We start from the raw sequence: 17,817 nt of genomic DNA, 5'->3' as shown, positions 1-17,817 counted from the left end.
TGTTATAAAAAAACCACTATTTTTGCAACCCGATTACGGATGGTGCGGTAGCTCAGTCGGTAGAGCAAAGGACTGAAAATCCTTGTGTCGCCGGTTCGATCCCGGCCCACACCACGAAAATCCACTCTTTGAGAGTGGATTTTTGCTTTTATACCCTTATGATGCACTACGTATACATCCTATTTTCACAGGTTACACAACGATATTATGTTGGCGAATCTGCATTTCCCGAAAACAGGTTAGCTGAACACAATACCGCAAAATATGCTGCAGCCAGTACCAGGGTTGCCGGTGATTGGGTTATAAGAAAACTAATTCAATGCAAAAGCAGAGCTGATGCACTCAAGATAGAGCGGTATATCAAATCCATGAAATCCAGAAAGTTTATAGAACAACTCATCAACGATCCGGTTTTCTTTGCAAATTTTAAAATCATTGTAAAGCAACGATTCGATATTGAAATTAGTGGTTAGAACCATCGCCGGTTCCTCCGAAGTTTCGGAGCCGGCCCACACCACGAAAATCCACTCTTTGAGGAGTGGATTTTTGCTTTTATATTAATTATTGCTCCTCCTCTACCCGGCCCGGCTCTTCGGAAACTCCGGAGCCAACGCAAAGAATTAGTCTTTATTCAGTACGACTCTTTTAATGATCCCAGAAAATGGACTTGAAGCGATTACATAGTGCAGCGGCTTCGCAAAGTTGTAAAAATAAAAAAAGGTCCTTCCGTAGAAACGGACTGACCTCTAACGATTGCTTGCCATATGAAAAATCTTCGAATAATCTATTTTATCTCACTTTTCCTTCCCTCTGTAATAACCCCATCGTGTTATTGTTACACAAAATTAATTGCTAAATCGACAAATATAAAAGCAACTATAATTGGTTTTACGGATATTCAATGTGTTTTTTAACTTGTATTATGTTTATAATCAATTATTTGTCTATATTATTTGTTTTATGCCCAAGGTAAAAAACCGGGTGTCGTTTGTCTTTAGCGTAACCGGTTTATAATTGCTGAACTATCTAGGTTTCAGAATTTCGCTTGCCGGTTACTGTCGCATTTTTACAGAAAAGCGCAGTATGATAAATTCTGCCGGACGAATGGCCGCCATACCTATTTCCACGATTAAATTGCCATTCAAAACATCTTGTGCCGTCATTGTCTGGTTCAATCCACAGGCCACATAGAAAGCATCGGCGGGTTTGGTCCCGGTTAATGCGCCTCGCTTCCATAGAATCGTCAGGTAATTTTCAATCATAGCTTTTGCCTTTACCCAGGTGTGGGCATCATTGGGTTCAAAAACAAACTGACCAGAAGCTTTCCTGCAACTTTCCTCCACCATGTTGAAGAGCCGGCGAACCGGTATATAACGCCATTCATTGTCGTTGCCAGCCAGGGTACGCGCACCCCAAACCCGGGTTCCCTTACTATTGAATGATCTTATACAATTAATAGATTTGCCGCTTACAGCATCTACATTAAGCGAGGATTGCTCGGTAGGAGTTACATGATAAGTCAGGCCGAGAACCCCTTTCAATTCTATATTGGCCGGAACTTTCCATACCCCTCTGGCCGTATCCACTGCTACATATACACCTGCTATAGCAGCAGATGGCGGAATTACTACTCCAAATGCCTCAATGGCCTGTTTTATCTTTGTATAAGCTGATCTATTGTAAGCCGCATTTTCCCTGTTTTTGAGATTCGCCAAAGCAGCACCATTAAAACTTCCTGGCTTTTTGTTTACCATATGCACAATGTCAACAGCAGCGTCATGATATTGATAGGGAAAAATAGTTTTGATATTAGGGAAATAAGCAGCGCCATATTTTAAATGATGCGTAATACTCTTTCGGAATGAAGCTACTGATGCAGAAACATCGCCAGACGTGAGTAAGTTATTTCCCGTATGCAGATCCAGGATACTAAACCGATCACCTGAAAGATTGCATTGAGTCAACGCATCATTTTGCAAACGATAGTAATCCGATTCAACCATATTTTGTCCTTCAGGAAAAACAATTAATGTCGGATCTTCCTCTCTGGCCAAGGCATATAGCCCGGCACTCATTTCCTCCAATGATAATCTTTGTCCCGATATTTCCTTAAAAGGCCCAACTGAAACGATTAAGCAATGGCCTCCCCCGTTAGCAAAGTAAGATTGAAGCGCATAGTACATAACATGTTTTGACGATGGTCCGTTAAACTTTACAGATATGGTTTCCTTTGTACTTACACCTGCGGCCTGCTGTTGTACCCATATCACCTCCAGGTTATCCTCATTAGCTGCTTTACCAAAAAAAGTTTCATACTCTTTTAGAGATGTGATACGTGTTGGTTGGTTAAGAAGACTCACATTATTGCTGTCAAGGGCCTTTTGCGTATATCCTATAAAAGCCGGAATAGCCGTTGCAACCTGCGTAACAGAAGGCAGTAAGACAGGCCCTTCTTCTATATATATACCAGGCGTTTTATATCTGGTCATGCTTCCTTTGTTTAAATAAGCAAAGACAATCACCGGGATTATGATTTCCTCCACCAGTATTTTTTCGGCGGATGAAACTTTCGCTCGTCTGCTACTAAATTATAAAATTGAAGCTGTCAAAATAATACCCAAATCAGGTGACAGATATTCTCCGGGATCCGTATTACGATTGAGCGATTCTGTTCAATAAATAAATACGGTTATCTTGTTTGAATCATTTGATCTTTCAATATTTTAGCGGGTAACATTTAACCATATGATAACCAAACACAGTCCTGTGAAGACGATTCTTAAATACTTTGTCGCGATCGTCATGATTTTGATTGCCTTTTTTATTATTCAAAGTTATCCGGTTGCATCTGCACCAAAAGATTTACCCCGTTTGGCGGATACCCTTAATTTGAAAAGGAATTTTGATCTGATACTGAATACTGAAAAGCCACGCCATTATAAAAATGTAGCTGTATTAGATACCGTATCCGAGAGAATCCGCAATGAATTTTCAAAATATACAATCCGAACTGGAATGCAGGCGTATAACGTAGAAGGCAATACTTACAAAAACGTTATTGCCTCTTTTGGGCCTGAAGACGCTGAAATACTGATAATAGGCGCTCACTATGATGTGTGTGGTGAACAGGATGGCGCCGATGATAATGCCAGCGGTGTGGTAGGCCTCCTGGAGCTGGCCAGGCTTCTAAAAAATCAAATGTTGCCATACAGGATTGATCTCGTGGCTTATACCCTGGAAGAGCCACCCTATTTTAGAACAGAGCATATGGGCAGCTATGTGCACGCCCGATCATTGTTTGACAAAAACCATGCGGTTAAAGGAATGGTTTCCCTGGAAATGATTGGATACTATTCTGATGCACCAGCCTCTCAATCTTATCCTGTTGGATTGATGAAATGGATTTACGGGGATCGGGGCGACTACATTACTTTGGCGCTGAACTCCTTTAGCGGAAGTTTTGCCAATCAGTTTAAACGGTTATACTTTGAAAATAATTCTATTAGTGCCAAATCTTTCAAGGTTCCGGGGTTTATAGGCGGGGTCGATCTTTCAGATCACAGGAATTACTGGAAATTTGGATACAGCGCTCTTATGGTAACTAATACCGCATTCTTCCGTAATGGTAATTATCACCGGGTCACTGATCAGTTGTTCACACTTAACCTGGCTAAAATGGGATTAACGATAGACGGAATTTTCAGGACAATTAAACACATTAAATAAATATTTAATTTATCTGCCCATATAAACCATTAGTATTTGAACATCACTTGGATTAATTCCAGAGATCCTGCTGGCCTGTCCCAATGTTTTCGGGCGAATCCTATTCAACTTTTCTTTGGCTTCGTTTCCCAGCGACGAAAGTTTTCCATAATCAAAACTGTCCGGAATAGTCAGGCTTTCCATTTCACTCATCCGGGTAACGATCTCCCTTTCTTTCTCAATATAAGTATCATATTTCACCTGTATAGCGGCCTGTTCCATCTCTTCTTTTGAATAGTTCTTCAACGATTCATCAAGAAAAGGCAAGGCTCCCGAAAGGTCTGATAGTTCTATATTTGGTCTTAGCAATATTTTCTCTGCTCTTTGTTTTTCTGTTATTTTAGAAGAGTTGACGGATTCAAGGAATCCATTGATCTGATCGGGAGTTACAACGGTGTTTTTAAGTATATTTTTAATCCCGGCTACATTTTCATTTTTTTGCCGGATCTTTTCCATTCTTTCTTCTTTAGCCAGACCCAATTGATAGCTTAATGGCGTTAAACGGGCATCAGCGTTATCCTGCCTCAGCAGTGTCCGATACTCGGCGCGGGAAGTAAACATGCGGTAAGGCTCTTCTGTTCCTTTATTGATCAGATCATCAATTAACACACCGATATAAGCTTCGCTTCGTTTTAATATCAACGCATCCTGTTCGTGCACATTCAGGTGGGCATTAATTCCGGCCATCAATCCCTGGCAGGCTGCTTCTTCATAACCAGTAGTACCATTAATTTGTCCGGCAAAAAATAAACCGCCAATTAACTTGGTCTCTAATGTATTGGTTAACTGTGTAGGTGGAAAATAATCGTATTCAATGGCATACCCGGGCCTGAACAAGCGTGCGTTTTCAAATCCGGGTACCGTTCTCAATGCTTTGTATTGAACGTCTTCAGGTAATGAAGTAGAAAACCCGTTCACATAAATTTCCACGGTGTTCCAGCCCTCGGGTTCAACAAAAAGCTGGTGACGGTCTCTGTCTGCAAAACGGTTGATCTTATCTTCAATGCTGGGGCAATACCTGGGTCCAACCCCATCTATCCGGCCAGCGAACATGGGGCTTCTATCGAAACCGGTTTTTAATATTTCATGAACTTCGGGGCTGGTGTAGGTAATCCAGCAACAGCGTTGATTTTTTGCGCTGATCTTTTCTGTATCTGTAAAAGAAAAACCTACAATATCTTCATCCCCTTCCTGAACTTCCATTTTGGTGTAATCCAGACTTCTTCCATCTACTCTGGGTGGCGTTCCTGTTTTTAAACGGTCGCTTTCAAAACCCAGTGATACCAATTGCTCTGTAATACCACTGGCTGCTTTCTCAGCAACCCTTCCACCACCAAATTGTTTTTCTCCTATATGAATGATACCATTAAGGAAAGTGCCATTGGTTAATACAACCGCTTTTGCTTTTATTTCATGTCCAAGACCGGTAATAACGCCCGAAACACGCTTGTCTTTCACTAATAGTCCTTTCACCATATCCTGATAAAAATCCAGGTTAAGTGTGTGTTCCAGCATTTCCCTCCATTTGGCAGCAAACACCATTCGATCGCTCTGCGCCCTTGGGCTCCACATGGCCGGGCCTTTAGAACGGTTCAGCATCCTGAACTGGATCATAGAAAGATCAGTTACAATGCCTGAGTAGCCGCCCATGGCATCAATCTCACGTACGATCTGACCCTTAGCAATGCCACCCATAGCAGGATTGCAGCTCATTTGAGCAATTGTCTGCATATTCATGGTTACTAAAAGAGTTTTTGAACCCATGTTGGCCGCTGCAGCAGCTGCTTCGCAACCAGCATGACCTGCACCAACTACTATTACATCATATTCAGGAAACATAAGTTTGCAAAGGTACGAATTATTGGAAGGATGTGTTTTTCTATCTGTCACAATCAACAAATATTCACTCGTTTCACGTGGAACATTCAGATTAATGTGGAAATATCAACAAACAAACGATGTTTTTACATAACTCTTGTCGTTTCACGTGAAACAACTCTAGCTGTGAAACGCCGTAAAATCCGCCATCCATTTCTCCTCCATCGATCTCATTTCTTTTTCCTGTGCGGCAGACTTATCTTTATAGCCTATCAAATGCAACAATCCGTGAAAAATAACCCGCTGCAATTCCGTAGCAGTTGCTACACCCTCTGTTGTAGCGTTATCTCTTACCCTATCTACACTAATATAAATGTCAGAAACCAGTATTTTTGAACCCTTTTCCGATAAATCAAACGTAATAATATCAGTGTAATAGTCATGATCAAGGTGGTTACGATTGATTTCCAGCAGTTCATCATCAGAACAAAAGATAAAATTGATCTCAGAACCTTCTTTTCCCCCCTCTTTGGAAAGCCTGTCAGCTATAAACTGCTTTAGCTTCCTACGTTCTCTTAGCACAATAGCTTTCTGAAAGTGGAATTGTACAATAAACTCATTTATATTCATATTCCAAAATTCGCAAACAAAACACAAATAACAATGCTTAGCTTTGCCCCATGGTAAACGAATTATTATTATCCGATCTGCAGCCTGGACAAATAGCTACCATTGTTAAGTTCACAACCGAAGAAATCTTCCTTAAATTAATGGAAATGGGTTGTCTTCCCGGCGAGAAAATAGAAGTTATACAGAAAGCTTTGTTCAATGATCCTATGTCTATATCAGTTGCAGGCTATTTATTAAGCCTGAGAACTGATGAAGCTAAACAAATAGTGGTTAATATATAATATACAAGATGACCATTGGCCTGTATTTTGGTTCTTTTAATCCCATTCATCACGCTCATTTAATCATAGCTAACCATATTCTAAACGAAAAACTGGCTGATAAAGTATGGTTTGTAGTATCCCCCCATAATCCCCTGAAGGAAACCAGCTCGCTTTTAGAAGAAAATCACCGGCTACACCTGGTTAGAACAGCTATAGAAGACGATTCCAGGATGAAAGCCAGTGACATTGAATTTACACTTCCCCGCCCCTCTTATACCGTTGTAACACTTACACACCTTACAGAACGATATCCTCAATACCAATTTAAGGTCATCATGGGAGGAGATAGCTTTCAAAATATAAGAAAATGGAAGAATTACGAGTTTATCCTGCAGCATTACCCTATTCTTGTATACAACCGTCCAGGATTTGAAATAGATAATAGCTTATCTGACCATGTTACTGTACTCAATGCTCCCTTACTTGAATTGTCTGCCACCGCTATCCGGAAGCTCATTAAAGAGAAAAAAAGCTTGAAATATCTGCTGCCGGAAAAGGTAATCACAGAGATTGAGAAGGGCGGTTATTATAGAAAATAACCTAATGCCACGCAAATCGCCACTATAAAAGGTGCCGGTATTCTCGTAAATATCAGTATTACAGCAGTACCTGCTACTACTCCTATATTAACAAAACCCCGGCTGGTGCCATCAAAAAGGGTGATGTCCTTCAATATATAAAAGGTAGAACCCACCATTATTCCCAATACGGAAGCATTAATACCTTCTAAAGACCGATAAATAACAGAATACTTCTTCAGTCTGTTCCATATAGGAAAGAAGAAAAGCACCAGTAAAGCACTGGGCAGGAATATGCCCACCATACCAATTAAGCCTCCTAAAAGCTGCATAGCAGGTCCCATATCCTTCAAAGCTAACCCCCCGCTATAAGATGCAATGGAAAACACAGGTCCCGGCACAGCTCTAACAATCCCGATTCCCGTTAGCATATCCTTCTTGTCGATATGAATAGCATTCGGATTTCTCGTCTTTACCGCATCCGGGCGAACACTGTATTGCTCATACATAATGGGCATTAATACGTTTCCGCCTCCAAAAACCAGGCTTCCCATACGGTAAGAATTCTCAAATAAGTTCACAGGCTTTCTATTCGCCCAGTCATTCTTCCTCGCTATCTCGCTGACTACCCCTGCAACAATAAAAATAATAGCGAACAACCAGATATTCCACCACCTTATTTTACCAGGTTTTATCTCTACCTGTGGTATTCTTTTGTTGCTAAGATTAGTAATAAACCCACCCAATAAAATAAGGATAGGTACAAAAAAAGGCTTTCCGAAGAAGAAAAAGGTAGCCGCTCCACAGCCGATTGCTATCAGCGAAGTAACCAGGTTCTTTACCGAGTAGGGCAGAGAACTAATGCAGGCAAATATCAAAAAACCCGTTGCCATCGGTACTATGTACTTAAAAATATCGAAATGCCTGGCTGTGCCTTCTACGTATTCAACAAAAAAAGACAAGCCACACATAATAGCGCAGGCTGGAAAAATCCAAACCAGTAAAGTGAGCGCCGCTAAAACAGGCCCGCCTCTCTTGTAGCCAATCAGCGTTAATGTTTGCGTGGAAGATGCACCCGGAAGAAGCTGGCAAAAGGCATTATATTCCATCAACTCCTGCTCGGTGACATAGGGTGTCTTCTTTACAAAAGTTTTCATCATCATAGCTAAATGCGCCTGCGGACCACCGAAGGCAGTAAGGCTATGCAGAAAAACCAGCTTTAAAAAATGAAGATGTCGGAGCAGCATGAAGCTGAAATGATAAATAAAAAATCTTCTTAAAGGTAAAGATTATCAGTAAAAAGGTAGCAATTAATTCAACGACTTACCGTACCGTTACATGGAAGCATTTCTCCCGGTATTCTTTAATGAAATAGATCTTACCCTGACGTTGCATTTGAGTAAGTATATCCTGCAAAGCTTTTTCTAATCTTGCGTTAGGCGCCTTTTTTCGGTTGAACCGGATGTAGGAAATATCGAAAGAGCAGCCGTAATTATGAGAACTCAACTTGCTGGTAACCGCATTACTGTTCACCCGAGCCAGGCGCTTTTGGTCATATAAGGTTCTGGTAACTGAAGTGACTGTGAAAGTTTTCTTTTTGCTCCTGATATAGAAAGCAGCACCAATTTCCTTTAACGCTTTATAAGACCGGGGATTTAAATAAGGACGGCTATGCGTAAGCTTCGCAATTGTATATCCCCTGCCCGCAAAAATAAGCACCAGCTTTTTTTTACTGACCAAAGAGCTTACATGGGTCTGATTCTTTATCGGTGGAATACCGGTTGCCCTTGCTGCCTCAAGATGATAATCATATTGAGTTTGAGCGAAGGCCCCAGATGAACCAGCAATAACATATAATAAAAAAATAAAATATTTAAACAACCTGTTCAAATCGGGCAGGGTTATTGAAATCCGGAAACGACTTCTGTTTTAAATGTTGAGACCTCCACAGGCACTGATCGTTTGTCCTGTGATGTAATTACTCATATCAGACGCAAGAAACAGCGTAACGTTGGCAATGTCTTCAGCTTTAGCAAAACGATTCAGAGGAATATCAGCTAAATATTTTTCTGCACCTGCATTATCATTCAGGTAGCTGGTCATATCGGTTTCCACAAAACCCGGGGCTATAGCATTACAACGGATATTACGGCTGCCCAATTCCTTAGCTACACTTTTAGTAAAACCTATAATGCCCGCCTTACTGGCAGCATAGCTGGCCTGGCCTGCATTACCCATCATGCCTATTACAGAAGTCATATTAATAATGCTGCCGCTCTTTGCTTTCATCATGGGTTTGATCACCTGTTTGGTCATATAAAAAACACTGTTCAGGTTGATATTTAGAACATCATTCCACTGATCCTGTGTCATACGAAGCAACAGATTGTCCTTTGAAATACCCGCGTTATTCACGCAAATATCAATGGCGCCAAATTCTTTCAACACATCGTTTACAAACACTTCGCATTGTTCAAAATCGCCGGCGTTACTTTTATAAGCTTTAGCTTTTACCCCTAACGCAATTAACTTCTCTTCGAGCAGCTTTGCTTTTTCTGCACTGCTATCGCTTACATAAGTAAAAGCTACATGCGCACCCTGCTCTGCAAACTTAATAGCTATAGCTTCGCCAATTCCTCTGGCTGCCCCGGTTACAATCGCAACTTTATTCTCAAGAAGTTTCATCATGTACAATGTTTAGTATGCCTGCAAAGTAAAGTAATTATTCTTTTGCATTTCCTTTTAATTACCTGCATCATGAACACTATCAAAATAAACTATATTGCGCCCATGTCTATAATTGATTTTTTAAACGAAATAAATATCACCGATATCATTGGTGATGATTCTTACAAACCCGGTCAATTAGGGAATGCAATTGACATTTATACAGAAACCTTTCCTGATATAGATAACGCTGATATTATTCTGGTGGGATGTGGTGAACAAAGAGGCCGTGGATACCTGGGGCCAGCCAGCAATGCTCCTGAACTGGTAAGGAAAAATTTATACAATCTTTTTTACTGGCATGAAAATATAAAAATAGCCGACATTGGTAATATCAAACAGGGTGCTACTTATAATGACACACAGGCGGCTTTACAAACGGTGCTCGAAGAATTACAATTACTTCATAAAACGGTTATTATTATCGGCGGCTCACATGATCTAACGCTGGCGCAATACAACGCTTCCAGAAATAACAAGCAACTGGTTGAAATAACCGGTGTTGATTCTATTATAGACCTGGATATGGAATCGCCGTTCAGAAACGATAATTTCCTGATGGAAATATTTACGGGCGAACCAAACTATGTTAAACATTACAACCACCTGGGTTTTCAAAGCTATCTGGTGCACCCGGGCATGCTACAGACTTTAGACAAATTAAAATTTGATTTCTTCAGAGTAGGCCATGTAAAAGAAGATATAGAAGAAGTAGAGCCCGCCATTCGCAACAGTCATCTTTTTACATTTGACATTAATGCCATTGCCAACGCCTACGCTCCTTCGAATCAACTTACACCTAATGGCTTTAACGGAGAAGAAGCATGTATACTAATGCAATATGCCGGTATGAGCACCAATATGCAGTCTATAGGTATCTATGGCTATAATCCACAGCAAGACCGTGATGAGTTGACTGCCAAACAAATCAGCCATATGATCTGGTATACTATTGATGGCCGTTACCGAAGGCTAAAAGAAGCTTCTTTTGATCAGCTGGAACATTTTAATGAATATCAAATGGCTTTCGCAGAAATTGAATCTACCTTCCTTCAAAGTAAAAAGACACGGCGCTGGTGGATGCAATTGCCCGATAAAACGTATATACCCTGCAGCTACAAAGATTACCTGGCAGCCGGCAGCAACGAAATACCTGAAAGATGGTTCAGGGCGCAACAACGATAACATACAACTTCATCCCTTAAATCAACTCAATTAATTATGTCACGTATTATTAAAACAGGTATTGCATCTTATGGCATGAGTGGAAAATTGTTCCATGCCCCGTTTATACAGGCACATCCCTACCTGGAACTCACCGCCATTGTAGAAAGACATAAAGAAGAATCCAGAATCAAATATCCTGATTCTAAGCTATACAGATCTTTTGAAGAATTGATAGCGGACGAAACCTTAGAGTTGATTGTTGTAAATACGCCCGTACAAACTCATTTCGAATATGCAAAAGCTGCTTTAAATGCGGGGAAGCATATTGTAGTGGAAAAGCCCTTTACTGTAAACGCAGCAGAAGCCAAAGAACTGGATGAATTGGCTAAGGCAAAAAATTTGTTACTGATCGTTTACCAGAACCGGCGCTACGATGGTGATTACCGTGCCATAAAAAATGTTGTGCAGCAAAACCTGTTGGGAGAATTAAAGGAAGCAGAAATGAGATTTGACCGCTACCGTACGGGCCATAGCGGTAAGGATCATAAAGAAGGTGACAAACCAGGTGCCGGTAACCTGCACGACCTGGGTGCGCACATCATCGACCAGGCTATCCAATTATTTGGATTTCCTGAAGCGGTATTTGCCGATGTATTTGCCATGCGCGACAATATGATCGCCAATGACTACTTTGAAGTATTATTATACTATCCACGCCCCTTCCGCGTAAGAATAAAAGGTACTGTTTTCGCGAGAGAATCTGTTTATGCTTATATCATCAACGGAGCAAACGGAACATATATGCAGCAACGCTCAGACCTGCAAGAGGTAAAACTACTAGAAGATACCATACCTTCTCTTGAACCCTGGATACCTACACCAGAAGGATTTGACGGTTTGTTGCATACTACTATTAACGGGGAAACCGTACGTAAAGAAACCCGATCTGAAATGGGCAACTATATGCAGTATTATGAAGATGTATACCAGGCAGTGGCCAATGGTAAACCTAACCCGGTACCGGCTGCTGATGCTGTACTAACCATGCGTGTTATTGATGCCGCATTGCTGAGTAGTAAAGAAAAAAGAGTAGTAAATTTATAAATCAAATTGAATGCAGCTAAAACACCTTGAGCGGGTGCATCAATTAACTGATCTTCCCTACGAAGTATCCGCACAGGTGCAAACCTTACTGCAAAAATCATTGGGCGAAAAAATTAATAAAGTAAAATTGAATTTTGCTTATATAAACGATGTGCCCAAACGTATCCTGCAGTATAAACAACATCTCAGGCATCTGCCAGATCTGCCTATACTACCTCCTGTTTACAAGTACGAAGTATTATTCACTTTTTCCGATACCAACATAAAGGACTATCAAATTTATATAGGTATAGATGAACACTTTCAAATACTCCATTATAATTTGCCGGTAAATTCAGACCGTCCATTTAAAGCACTTTATGGTGAACAGGAAGCCATTAAAATAGCTTTAGATTACGTTGTCAAAAATGGCTATAATATAGATATAGAAACCAGTCTTTTAAAATATAGTCATGATAAAAAAATACTCATCTGGACCATATACTTTCTACAGGAAAAAATAAATTCAAAAAGAAAAAAATGCCTGGAAGTAGCAGTAAACCTGTATGAGCCGAAAGATAATATTTACATCACAGAGGCCGAACTGGTAGAAGAAACCATTAGTTCAATTGAGGTGGCAAATGATCCATTTGAGCCGCTACCTCCCCCACCGCCAAAAAAAGAGGATGTATAATAGCTATACACCCTCTTCTTTATATATTATATAACTGTAAGTTTATAACCCAGCCTGCTTGCTGATCTCCAGCATACGATCAATAGGCTTTTTAGCCGCCAGCCTCAATGTTTCATCCATAATTATATCAGGTGTCTCATACTTCATACACAGGTAGATCTTCTCCAGTGTATTACGCTTCATATGCGGACAATCGTTACAGGCACAACCATTATCTGGAGGAGCCGGTATAAATTTCTTATCGGGGCTCGATTTCTCCATCTGGTGCAAAATACCTGTTTCAGTAGCTACGATAAATTCGGTAGCTTCATTCTCAATAGTATACTTCAGCAATCCGGTAGTAGAACCTACAAAGTCTGCCATTTTCAATATATGTTCTTCGCACTCGGGATGCGCTATGAACTTCGCATTGGGGTGCTGTTGTTTCAGCTTGGTGATATGCTCCAGGCTAAAAATTTCGTGTACCATACAGGCGCCGTTCCACAATAACATATCACGTCCGGTTACCTTGTTGATATAGGCGCCCAGGTTTTTGTCTGGTGCAAAAATGATCTTCTGATCTTTTGGAAAGCTATCCACAATAATGCGCGCATTGCTGCTGGTTACAATCACATCGCTCAATGCTTTAATACCCGCGCTGCAGTTAATATAGCTCACCACCACATGATCCGGATGCTGCTCTTTGAACTTTTGGAATAAGGGTGGCGGACAGCTGTCGCTTAATGAACATCCCGCTTTAAAATCGGGGATCACCACTTTTTTGGTTGGATTCAAAATCTTAGCGGTTTCTGCCATGAAATGAACACCGGCAAAAACGATCATGTCCGCGTCGGTCTTCTCAGCTTCCTGCGCCAAACCCAAACTATCCCCGATATAATCTGCTATATCCTGGATATCCGGCTCCTGGTAATAGTGCGCCAGGATCACCGCATTCTTTTCTTTCTTCAACTTGTTGATCTCTTCGAAAAGATCCAAAGTAGGATCCACATCAACATCCAAAAAACCTTTGGCTTCCAATTCCAGTTTTGCGCTTTCCAATACTCCTGCTTCCATGGTGTAAAAGTTTTAAATCCGGTGCAATGATACGTTGCAACTTGAAATTTTTTGAAAGAATTTTTGTTGTCCCCTCTTTTGTTCTAATAATAATTATATATATTATTTTAAAAAGAAAACTTATTATTATTAGCATTGTGAATTAGTGGATAACTCATAATTCACATTTATTACAAAATTAGAAGTTTATTGTTTTCCACAGGAAATCAATAGTAATTCACATCAGCATTTGTTACCTGCCTTCATTTCAGGCTTGTTATACACAAAACTGTGGATTATGCATTCTTAACAAAATTATAGTTCATTTTAATTTTACATTGTGTTAATATCTGAGGTATAATTTTAAGGAAACTAACTTTTTCATCAACCTCATTAGCCGGATCACTTTTTACGACCTAATAATCACATTTCATATAAACGTTTCACAGGGGGATATCCACATTTTTGAAAGCCTATTCACATATCTTTGGGGAGAAATAGTCTTACAAATGCGACTTTGCAATGTTGATTGTTTCAAAAAAGTGCTGGTTTGTATATGTTGCTTGTATGAACGCATCTTTTATTTTAATCCATAACCTGGTTGTATAAACAGCCTTCCTGTTAATAAACAGGGTAAATGTTTCAAAAAAGTTAGTATGAAGAAGTTATCCATTATTTTTTTGGTTCTATTGTTTTCAATTGCTGTAAGGGCTGATGAAGGAATGTGGTTACCCCAGCTGCTGGAAGCGTTAAATGAAAAGCGAATGAAATCGCTGGGTATGAAAATGGATGCCAGTGATATATATAATGTGAATAAAGAAAGCCTTAAAGATGCTATCGTAAGTTTTGGTGGTTTTTGTACCGGCGAAGTCATTTCTGATCAGGGTTTGGTTTTAACCAATCATCATTGCGGATTCGACGCCATTCAAAATCACTCTACGCTCGATCATAATTTTATAAGAGATGGATTCTGGGCAAAGTCTAATGCTGAAGAATTACCCAACGCTGGTTTGTTTGTAACTTTTATTGTAAGAATAGAAGATGTAACGGATGCGGTGTTAAAAAATGTGAACAATTCCCTGGCGGAAAATATGCGCCAGTCGCTGGTAGACAGAAATGCCAAACAAAGATTGAATGAAGTAACAAAAGAAACTTACCAGGGAGCATTTATCCGTCCTTTTTTTGAGGGTAATAAATATTACCTGTTTATAACTGAAACATATAATGATGTACGCCTGGTAGGGGCGCCGCCATCATCAATAGGAAATTTTGGAAAAGATACGGACAACTGGATGTGGCCCCGGCATACCGGTGATTTTAGTATGTTCAGGATTTATGCAGGAAAAGACAATAAGCCCGCCTCCTATTCACCGGATAATGTGCCTTATCGACCAAAGAAGTCATTATCTATTGCCATGAATGGTATGAAGGAAGGAGACTTTACGATGATTTTTGGTTTTCCCGGGCGAACTACAGAATATTTACCCAGTGAAGCCGTAAACCAGATCATGACGGTAAATGATCCGGCAAAAATTGCGATAAGAGATAAGGCGCTTGCCGCTATTGATAAATACATGCGTTCGGATGAAGCTATTAAAATTCAATATGCTTCCAAGTACGCCGGTATCAGCAATGCATGGAAAAAATGGCAGGGAGAGGTTTTAGGATTAACGAATACCAATGCAGTGGGTAAAAAACAAAAATATGAAGCCGAGTATAGCCGGTTATTAAATAATAATCCTGCCCTGAAAGCTAATTATGGTACTGTGCTTGGGCAGCTCAACGAGGCCTATAAAAAAATAAAAAATTTCGCGCTAACGCGCGATTATTATCTGGAAACGACCAGCAAAATAGAATTGTTCCAGGTGGTACAAAGGATTCGGGCTTTAGGTTCTAAAAAGAATAAACCCGAATATGCTGAAGCATTGATAGCAGAAATAAAATGGATGGATAATTATTTAAAGGAAATGAATTTAACAGTGGATAAGGACATATTCGCTGCCATGATGCAATTGTACCTGGAGCAGCCGTCGGGTTATATAGCTTCCCGCGCAAAGGAGGAGTATGCAAAATTTAAAGATTATAAAACCTGGGCCAATGATTTATATAGTAAAACCATCTTCGCTGATCAGCAAAAACTAAAGGATTTACTAAGTAAGGATCCCGGGAAATTATTTGAAGCACTGACTACTGATCAGGGCGCTCAATTGGTTCTATCGATTTCTAATTTATATGATAATGAGGTGGCACCAGAGCTCAATAAAATCCAGACCTCGATTAACCAGTTACAACGGCTCTATATGAAAGCACAGATGGACGTGTTTACCGACAAGATATTTTACCCGGATGCTAACAGCACATTGCGGGTCGCTTTTGGAAATGTTAGTGGCTACTCCTCTCCTACCGGAAAAAAATATGAATACTATACTTACATGGATGGGCTCATGGAAAAATATAAACCGGGAGACTATGAATTTGATGTGCCGGAAAAACTGCGGGAATTATACAAGAAAAAGGATTATGGAAAATATGGGTCGAATGGTAAGATGCCGGTTTGTTTTATTGCATCCAATCATACTACAGGAGGTAACAGTGGCAGCCCGGCACTGGATGCCCATGGAAACCTGGTAGGTTTAAATTTTGACCGGGTTTGGGAAGGCACTATGAGTGATGTGAATTACGATCCTTCTATTTGCCGGAATATTATGGTAGATATCAGGTATATATTGTTTATCGTAGATAAGTTTGCCGGAGCCGGTCATTTGGTTAATGAAATGAAGTTGGTGTATCCAAAAAAAACGTATTAATAACTTAAAACCGCCTGAAAGGCGTTAATGACCAGTCCGCAGGACTTCTGAGCTTATTAAATCGTTCAAAAAATAAACCAACGAATTTTAGTTAACTTTAAAGAAATAAAAAGTACAACTATGGTAAACAATAAACACATTGCCACTTTTATCCTGGGTGCCCTGGCCGGTTTAGCTGCTGGTAAATATGCCAGCATGAGCGATGAAGAAAAGGAAAAATTAATGGCTAATCTTAAAGAGAAAGCCAATAACTTAAAAGAGGATGCAGTAAAAACTGCGGGCCAGGCAAAAGACTATTTTTCGGAACTGACTACCAAAGGAACCGATGCTATAAAAGAGCATTTTCCAGGAGCTGAAAAATGGATGAATGATATTTTTGGTAATAAAGAATCTACAACAGCGGCAACTGATACTGAAACAGAACAACCGAAGAGTTGATCGTAGAACAACTATATAAAAAAGGAAGCTAATCAGCTTCCTTTTTTATTTAACAACTTACAAAAGCTGGTTCGGATTCGGGATCAGCTTTAAAATTTTGTGCAGGTTTTCCTGGTAATGCTTTTTATCGAGCTTATAGTAAAAAGCTCCTTTTTTAGAATTACTTTTATCTTTTTCTTTTTGTTTGATCAGTAGTTTTGTAGATAACATTTTACGACTGAAATTTCCTTTATCAAAACTAGTATCGAAAACATCTTCGAAAAGGCTTTGCAATAAGGGAAGCGTAAACTTCTCCGGCAACAATTCAAATAAGATAGTATGCGAAGCTGCTTTGTATTGTAATTTTTTCTGCGCCAGGTGTACCATATCGCCATGGTCAAATATCAGCTGAGGGAATTCTTTGATGTTAAACCATTGCGCTTCAAAATCAGTGTTAATCGATTCTTGATATTTATTGATATCTATCAATGCAAAATAAGCAACAGAGATGGTTCTTTGTACCGGGTCTCTGTCGGGGGAAGAGAAGGTTTGATATTGCTCCAGGTAAATCCCTTCCAAACCCGTAAGACTTTTTAGGATACGGTTAGCAGCGGTTTCAGCGCTTTCGTTGTCGTTTACAAAACCGCCCATTAAACTCCACTTGCCTTTTTCGGGTTCCAGCCCGCGCTTTACCAACAATATTTTCAGTCTTGTTCCATCAAAGCCAAAAACAATACAGTCTACTGCCACGGTAAACTTAGTAATGTGCTGATATCTTTTGTCCTTAGTCAAAGCTCGAATGGATTAAAGGTTATAAAGAATTATGAAAGTAAAAA

17 protein-coding genes and 1 tRNA gene are annotated in these 17,817 nt (G+C 39.9%); 10 read left to right on the top strand and 8 right to left on the bottom strand.

Going from position 1 to position 17,817, the window contains the following annotated elements; all coding sequences use genetic code 11:
* Positions 1-41: 41 nt before the first annotated feature.
* Together U0035_RS13485 and U0035_RS22990 are read left to right on the top strand one after the other, a co-directional pair.
* Positions 42-114, top strand: a tRNA-Phe gene (locus tag U0035_RS13485).
* Positions 115-158: 44 nt separating this feature from the next.
* Positions 159-473: a GIY-YIG nuclease family protein gene (locus U0035_RS22990; protein ID WP_114790294.1), complete on the top strand. Its 315-nt coding sequence runs from the start codon at positions 159-161 to the stop codon at positions 471-473.
* Between the two features lie 579 nt (positions 474-1,052).
* Here U0035_RS22990 and U0035_RS13480 read toward each other — a convergent pair.
* A complete protein-coding gene (locus U0035_RS13480) occupies positions 1,053-2,489 on the bottom strand; it encodes a phage tail sheath family protein (protein WP_114790293.1) in 1,437 nt (478 codons plus the stop codon).
* 526 nt (positions 2,490-3,015) lie between these two features.
* On the opposite strand from U0035_RS13480, the gene U0035_RS13475 reads away from it, so the two are divergent.
* Positions 3,016-3,726: a M28 family peptidase gene (locus tag U0035_RS13475; protein WP_211316386.1), complete on the top strand. Its 711-nt coding sequence runs from the start codon at positions 3,016-3,018 to the stop codon at positions 3,724-3,726.
* Positions 3,727-3,735: 9 nt separating this feature from the next.
* Here U0035_RS13475 and mnmG read toward each other — a convergent pair whose 3' ends face one another.
* The gene (mnmG, locus tag U0035_RS13470; protein WP_114790291.1) at positions 3,736-5,604 is read right to left on the bottom strand and encodes a tRNA uridine-5-carboxymethylaminomethyl(34) synthesis enzyme MnmG; all 1,869 of its coding nucleotides are present in this window, start codon (positions 5,602-5,604) and stop codon (positions 3,736-3,738) included.
* 159 nt (positions 5,605-5,763) lie between these two features.
* Positions 5,764-6,213 (bottom strand): rRNA maturation RNase YbeY, encoded by a 450-nt coding sequence (gene ybeY, locus U0035_RS13465; protein ID WP_114790290.1) that lies wholly within the window; start codon positions 6,211-6,213, stop codon positions 5,764-5,766.
* Between the two features lie 50 nt (positions 6,214-6,263).
* On the opposite strand from ybeY, the gene U0035_RS13460 reads away from it, so the two are divergent.
* Entirely contained in the window at positions 6,264-6,494 is a 231-nt protein-coding gene (locus U0035_RS13460; RefSeq protein WP_114790289.1) for a FeoA family protein, read from the top strand.
* A gap of 8 nt (positions 6,495-6,502) precedes the next feature.
* A complete protein-coding gene (gene nadD, locus U0035_RS13455; protein ID WP_114790288.1) occupies positions 6,503-7,075 on the top strand; it encodes a nicotinate (nicotinamide) nucleotide adenylyltransferase in 573 nt (190 codons plus the stop codon).
* Here nadD and U0035_RS13450 read toward each other — a convergent pair.
* The 3 genes from U0035_RS13450 to fabG form a co-directional block, all read right to left on the bottom strand.
* Positions 7,063-8,301, bottom strand: a complete 1,239-nt coding sequence (locus U0035_RS13450) for a chromate transporter (RefSeq protein ID WP_114790287.1) — start codon at positions 8,299-8,301, stop codon at positions 7,063-7,065. The two genes, nadD and U0035_RS13450, sit on opposite strands and share 13 nt — an antisense overlap.
* A gap of 76 nt (positions 8,302-8,377) precedes the next feature.
* The gene (locus U0035_RS13445; protein WP_114790505.1) at positions 8,378-8,902 is read right to left on the bottom strand and encodes a DUF5715 family protein; all 525 of its coding nucleotides are present in this window, start codon (positions 8,900-8,902) and stop codon (positions 8,378-8,380) included.
* An 81-nt stretch (positions 8,903-8,983) separates the two neighbouring features.
* The gene (fabG, locus tag U0035_RS13440; protein WP_245957678.1) at positions 8,984-9,742 is read right to left on the bottom strand and encodes a 3-oxoacyl-[acyl-carrier-protein] reductase; all 759 of its coding nucleotides are present in this window, start codon (positions 9,740-9,742) and stop codon (positions 8,984-8,986) included.
* Between the two features lie 69 nt (positions 9,743-9,811).
* Between fabG and U0035_RS13435 the strand changes: the two genes are divergently transcribed.
* From U0035_RS13435 to U0035_RS13425, 3 genes are read left to right on the top strand one after another with little or no spacing between them, the layout of a single operon-like run.
* Positions 9,812-10,966, top strand: coding sequence for a formimidoylglutamase (locus tag U0035_RS13435; RefSeq protein WP_245957677.1), 1,155 nt, complete (start codon positions 9,812-9,814; stop codon positions 10,964-10,966).
* A gap of 36 nt (positions 10,967-11,002) precedes the next feature.
* The gene (locus tag U0035_RS13430) at positions 11,003-12,052 is read left to right on the top strand and encodes a Gfo/Idh/MocA family oxidoreductase (RefSeq protein WP_114790286.1); all 1,050 of its coding nucleotides are present in this window, start codon (positions 11,003-11,005) and stop codon (positions 12,050-12,052) included.
* A gap of 10 nt (positions 12,053-12,062) precedes the next feature.
* Positions 12,063-12,725 (top strand): hypothetical protein, encoded by a 663-nt coding sequence (locus tag U0035_RS13425; RefSeq protein WP_114790285.1) that lies wholly within the window; start codon positions 12,063-12,065, stop codon positions 12,723-12,725.
* A gap of 42 nt (positions 12,726-12,767) precedes the next feature.
* Here the strand turns inward: U0035_RS13425 and nadA are convergent, their stop codons facing one another.
* Complete coding sequence (nadA, locus tag U0035_RS13420; protein WP_114790284.1) at positions 12,768-13,778, bottom strand: quinolinate synthase NadA; 1,011 nt, start codon at positions 13,776-13,778, stop codon at positions 12,768-12,770.
* Positions 13,779-14,413: 635 nt separating this feature from the next.
* On the opposite strand from nadA, the gene U0035_RS13415 reads away from it, so the two are divergent.
* Together U0035_RS13415 and U0035_RS13410 are read left to right on the top strand one after the other, a co-directional pair.
* Positions 14,414-16,564 (top strand): S46 family peptidase, encoded by a 2,151-nt coding sequence (locus U0035_RS13415; protein ID WP_114790283.1) that lies wholly within the window; start codon positions 14,414-14,416, stop codon positions 16,562-16,564.
* 120 nt (positions 16,565-16,684) lie between these two features.
* Positions 16,685-17,002 (top strand): hypothetical protein, encoded by a 318-nt coding sequence (locus U0035_RS13410; protein WP_114790282.1) that lies wholly within the window; start codon positions 16,685-16,687, stop codon positions 17,000-17,002.
* A 57-nt stretch (positions 17,003-17,059) separates the two neighbouring features.
* Here the strand turns inward: U0035_RS13410 and U0035_RS13405 are convergent, their stop codons facing one another.
* Positions 17,060-17,773 carry an NUDIX hydrolase gene (locus U0035_RS13405; protein ID WP_114790281.1) on the bottom strand — a complete coding sequence of 238 codons (714 nt, stop codon included), beginning with the start codon at positions 17,771-17,773 and terminating at the stop codon, positions 17,060-17,062.
* Positions 17,774-17,817: the final 44 nt, after the last annotated feature.

The organism is Niabella yanshanensis, from assembly GCF_034424215.1.
In the GTDB taxonomy this organism is placed as follows: Bacteria; Bacteroidota; Bacteroidia; order Chitinophagales; family Chitinophagaceae; genus Niabella; species Niabella yanshanensis.
Note: the sequence above shows the minus strand (reverse complement) of the source record. Positions and strands in the feature narration are given on the sequence as shown.

Coding starts and splice junctions, on each gene's coding strand:
- U0035_RS22990 (WP_114790294.1), top strand. CDS start 159: ATGATGCACTACGTATACATCCTATTTTCACAGGTTACACAACGATAT.
- U0035_RS13480 (WP_114790293.1), bottom strand. CDS start 2,489: ATGACCAGATATAAAACGCCTGGTATATATATAGAAGAAGGGCCTGTC.
- U0035_RS13475 (WP_211316386.1), top strand. CDS start 3,016: ATGCAGGCGTATAACGTAGAAGGCAATACTTACAAAAACGTTATTGCC.
- mnmG (WP_114790291.1), bottom strand. CDS start 5,604: ATGTTTCCTGAATATGATGTAATAGTAGTTGGTGCAGGTCATGCTGGT.
- ybeY (WP_114790290.1), bottom strand. CDS start 6,213: ATGAATATAAATGAGTTTATTGTACAATTCCACTTTCAGAAAGCTATT.
- U0035_RS13460 (WP_114790289.1), top strand. CDS start 6,264: ATGGTAAACGAATTATTATTATCCGATCTGCAGCCTGGACAAATAGCT.
- nadD (WP_114790288.1), top strand. CDS start 6,503: ATGACCATTGGCCTGTATTTTGGTTCTTTTAATCCCATTCATCACGCT.
- U0035_RS13450 (WP_114790287.1), bottom strand. CDS start 8,301: ATGCTGCTCCGACATCTTCATTTTTTAAAGCTGGTTTTTCTGCATAGC.
- fabG (WP_245957678.1), bottom strand. CDS start 9,742: ATGATGAAACTTCTTGAGAATAAAGTTGCGATTGTAACCGGGGCAGCC.
- U0035_RS13435 (WP_245957677.1), top strand. CDS start 9,812: ATGAACACTATCAAAATAAACTATATTGCGCCCATGTCTATAATTGAT.
- U0035_RS13430 (WP_114790286.1), top strand. CDS start 11,003: ATGTCACGTATTATTAAAACAGGTATTGCATCTTATGGCATGAGTGGA.
- U0035_RS13425 (WP_114790285.1), top strand. CDS start 12,063: ATGCAGCTAAAACACCTTGAGCGGGTGCATCAATTAACTGATCTTCCC.
- nadA (WP_114790284.1), bottom strand. CDS start 13,778: ATGGAAGCAGGAGTATTGGAAAGCGCAAAACTGGAATTGGAAGCCAAA.
- U0035_RS13415 (WP_114790283.1), top strand. CDS start 14,414: ATGAAGAAGTTATCCATTATTTTTTTGGTTCTATTGTTTTCAATTGCT.
- U0035_RS13410 (WP_114790282.1), top strand. CDS start 16,685: ATGGTAAACAATAAACACATTGCCACTTTTATCCTGGGTGCCCTGGCC.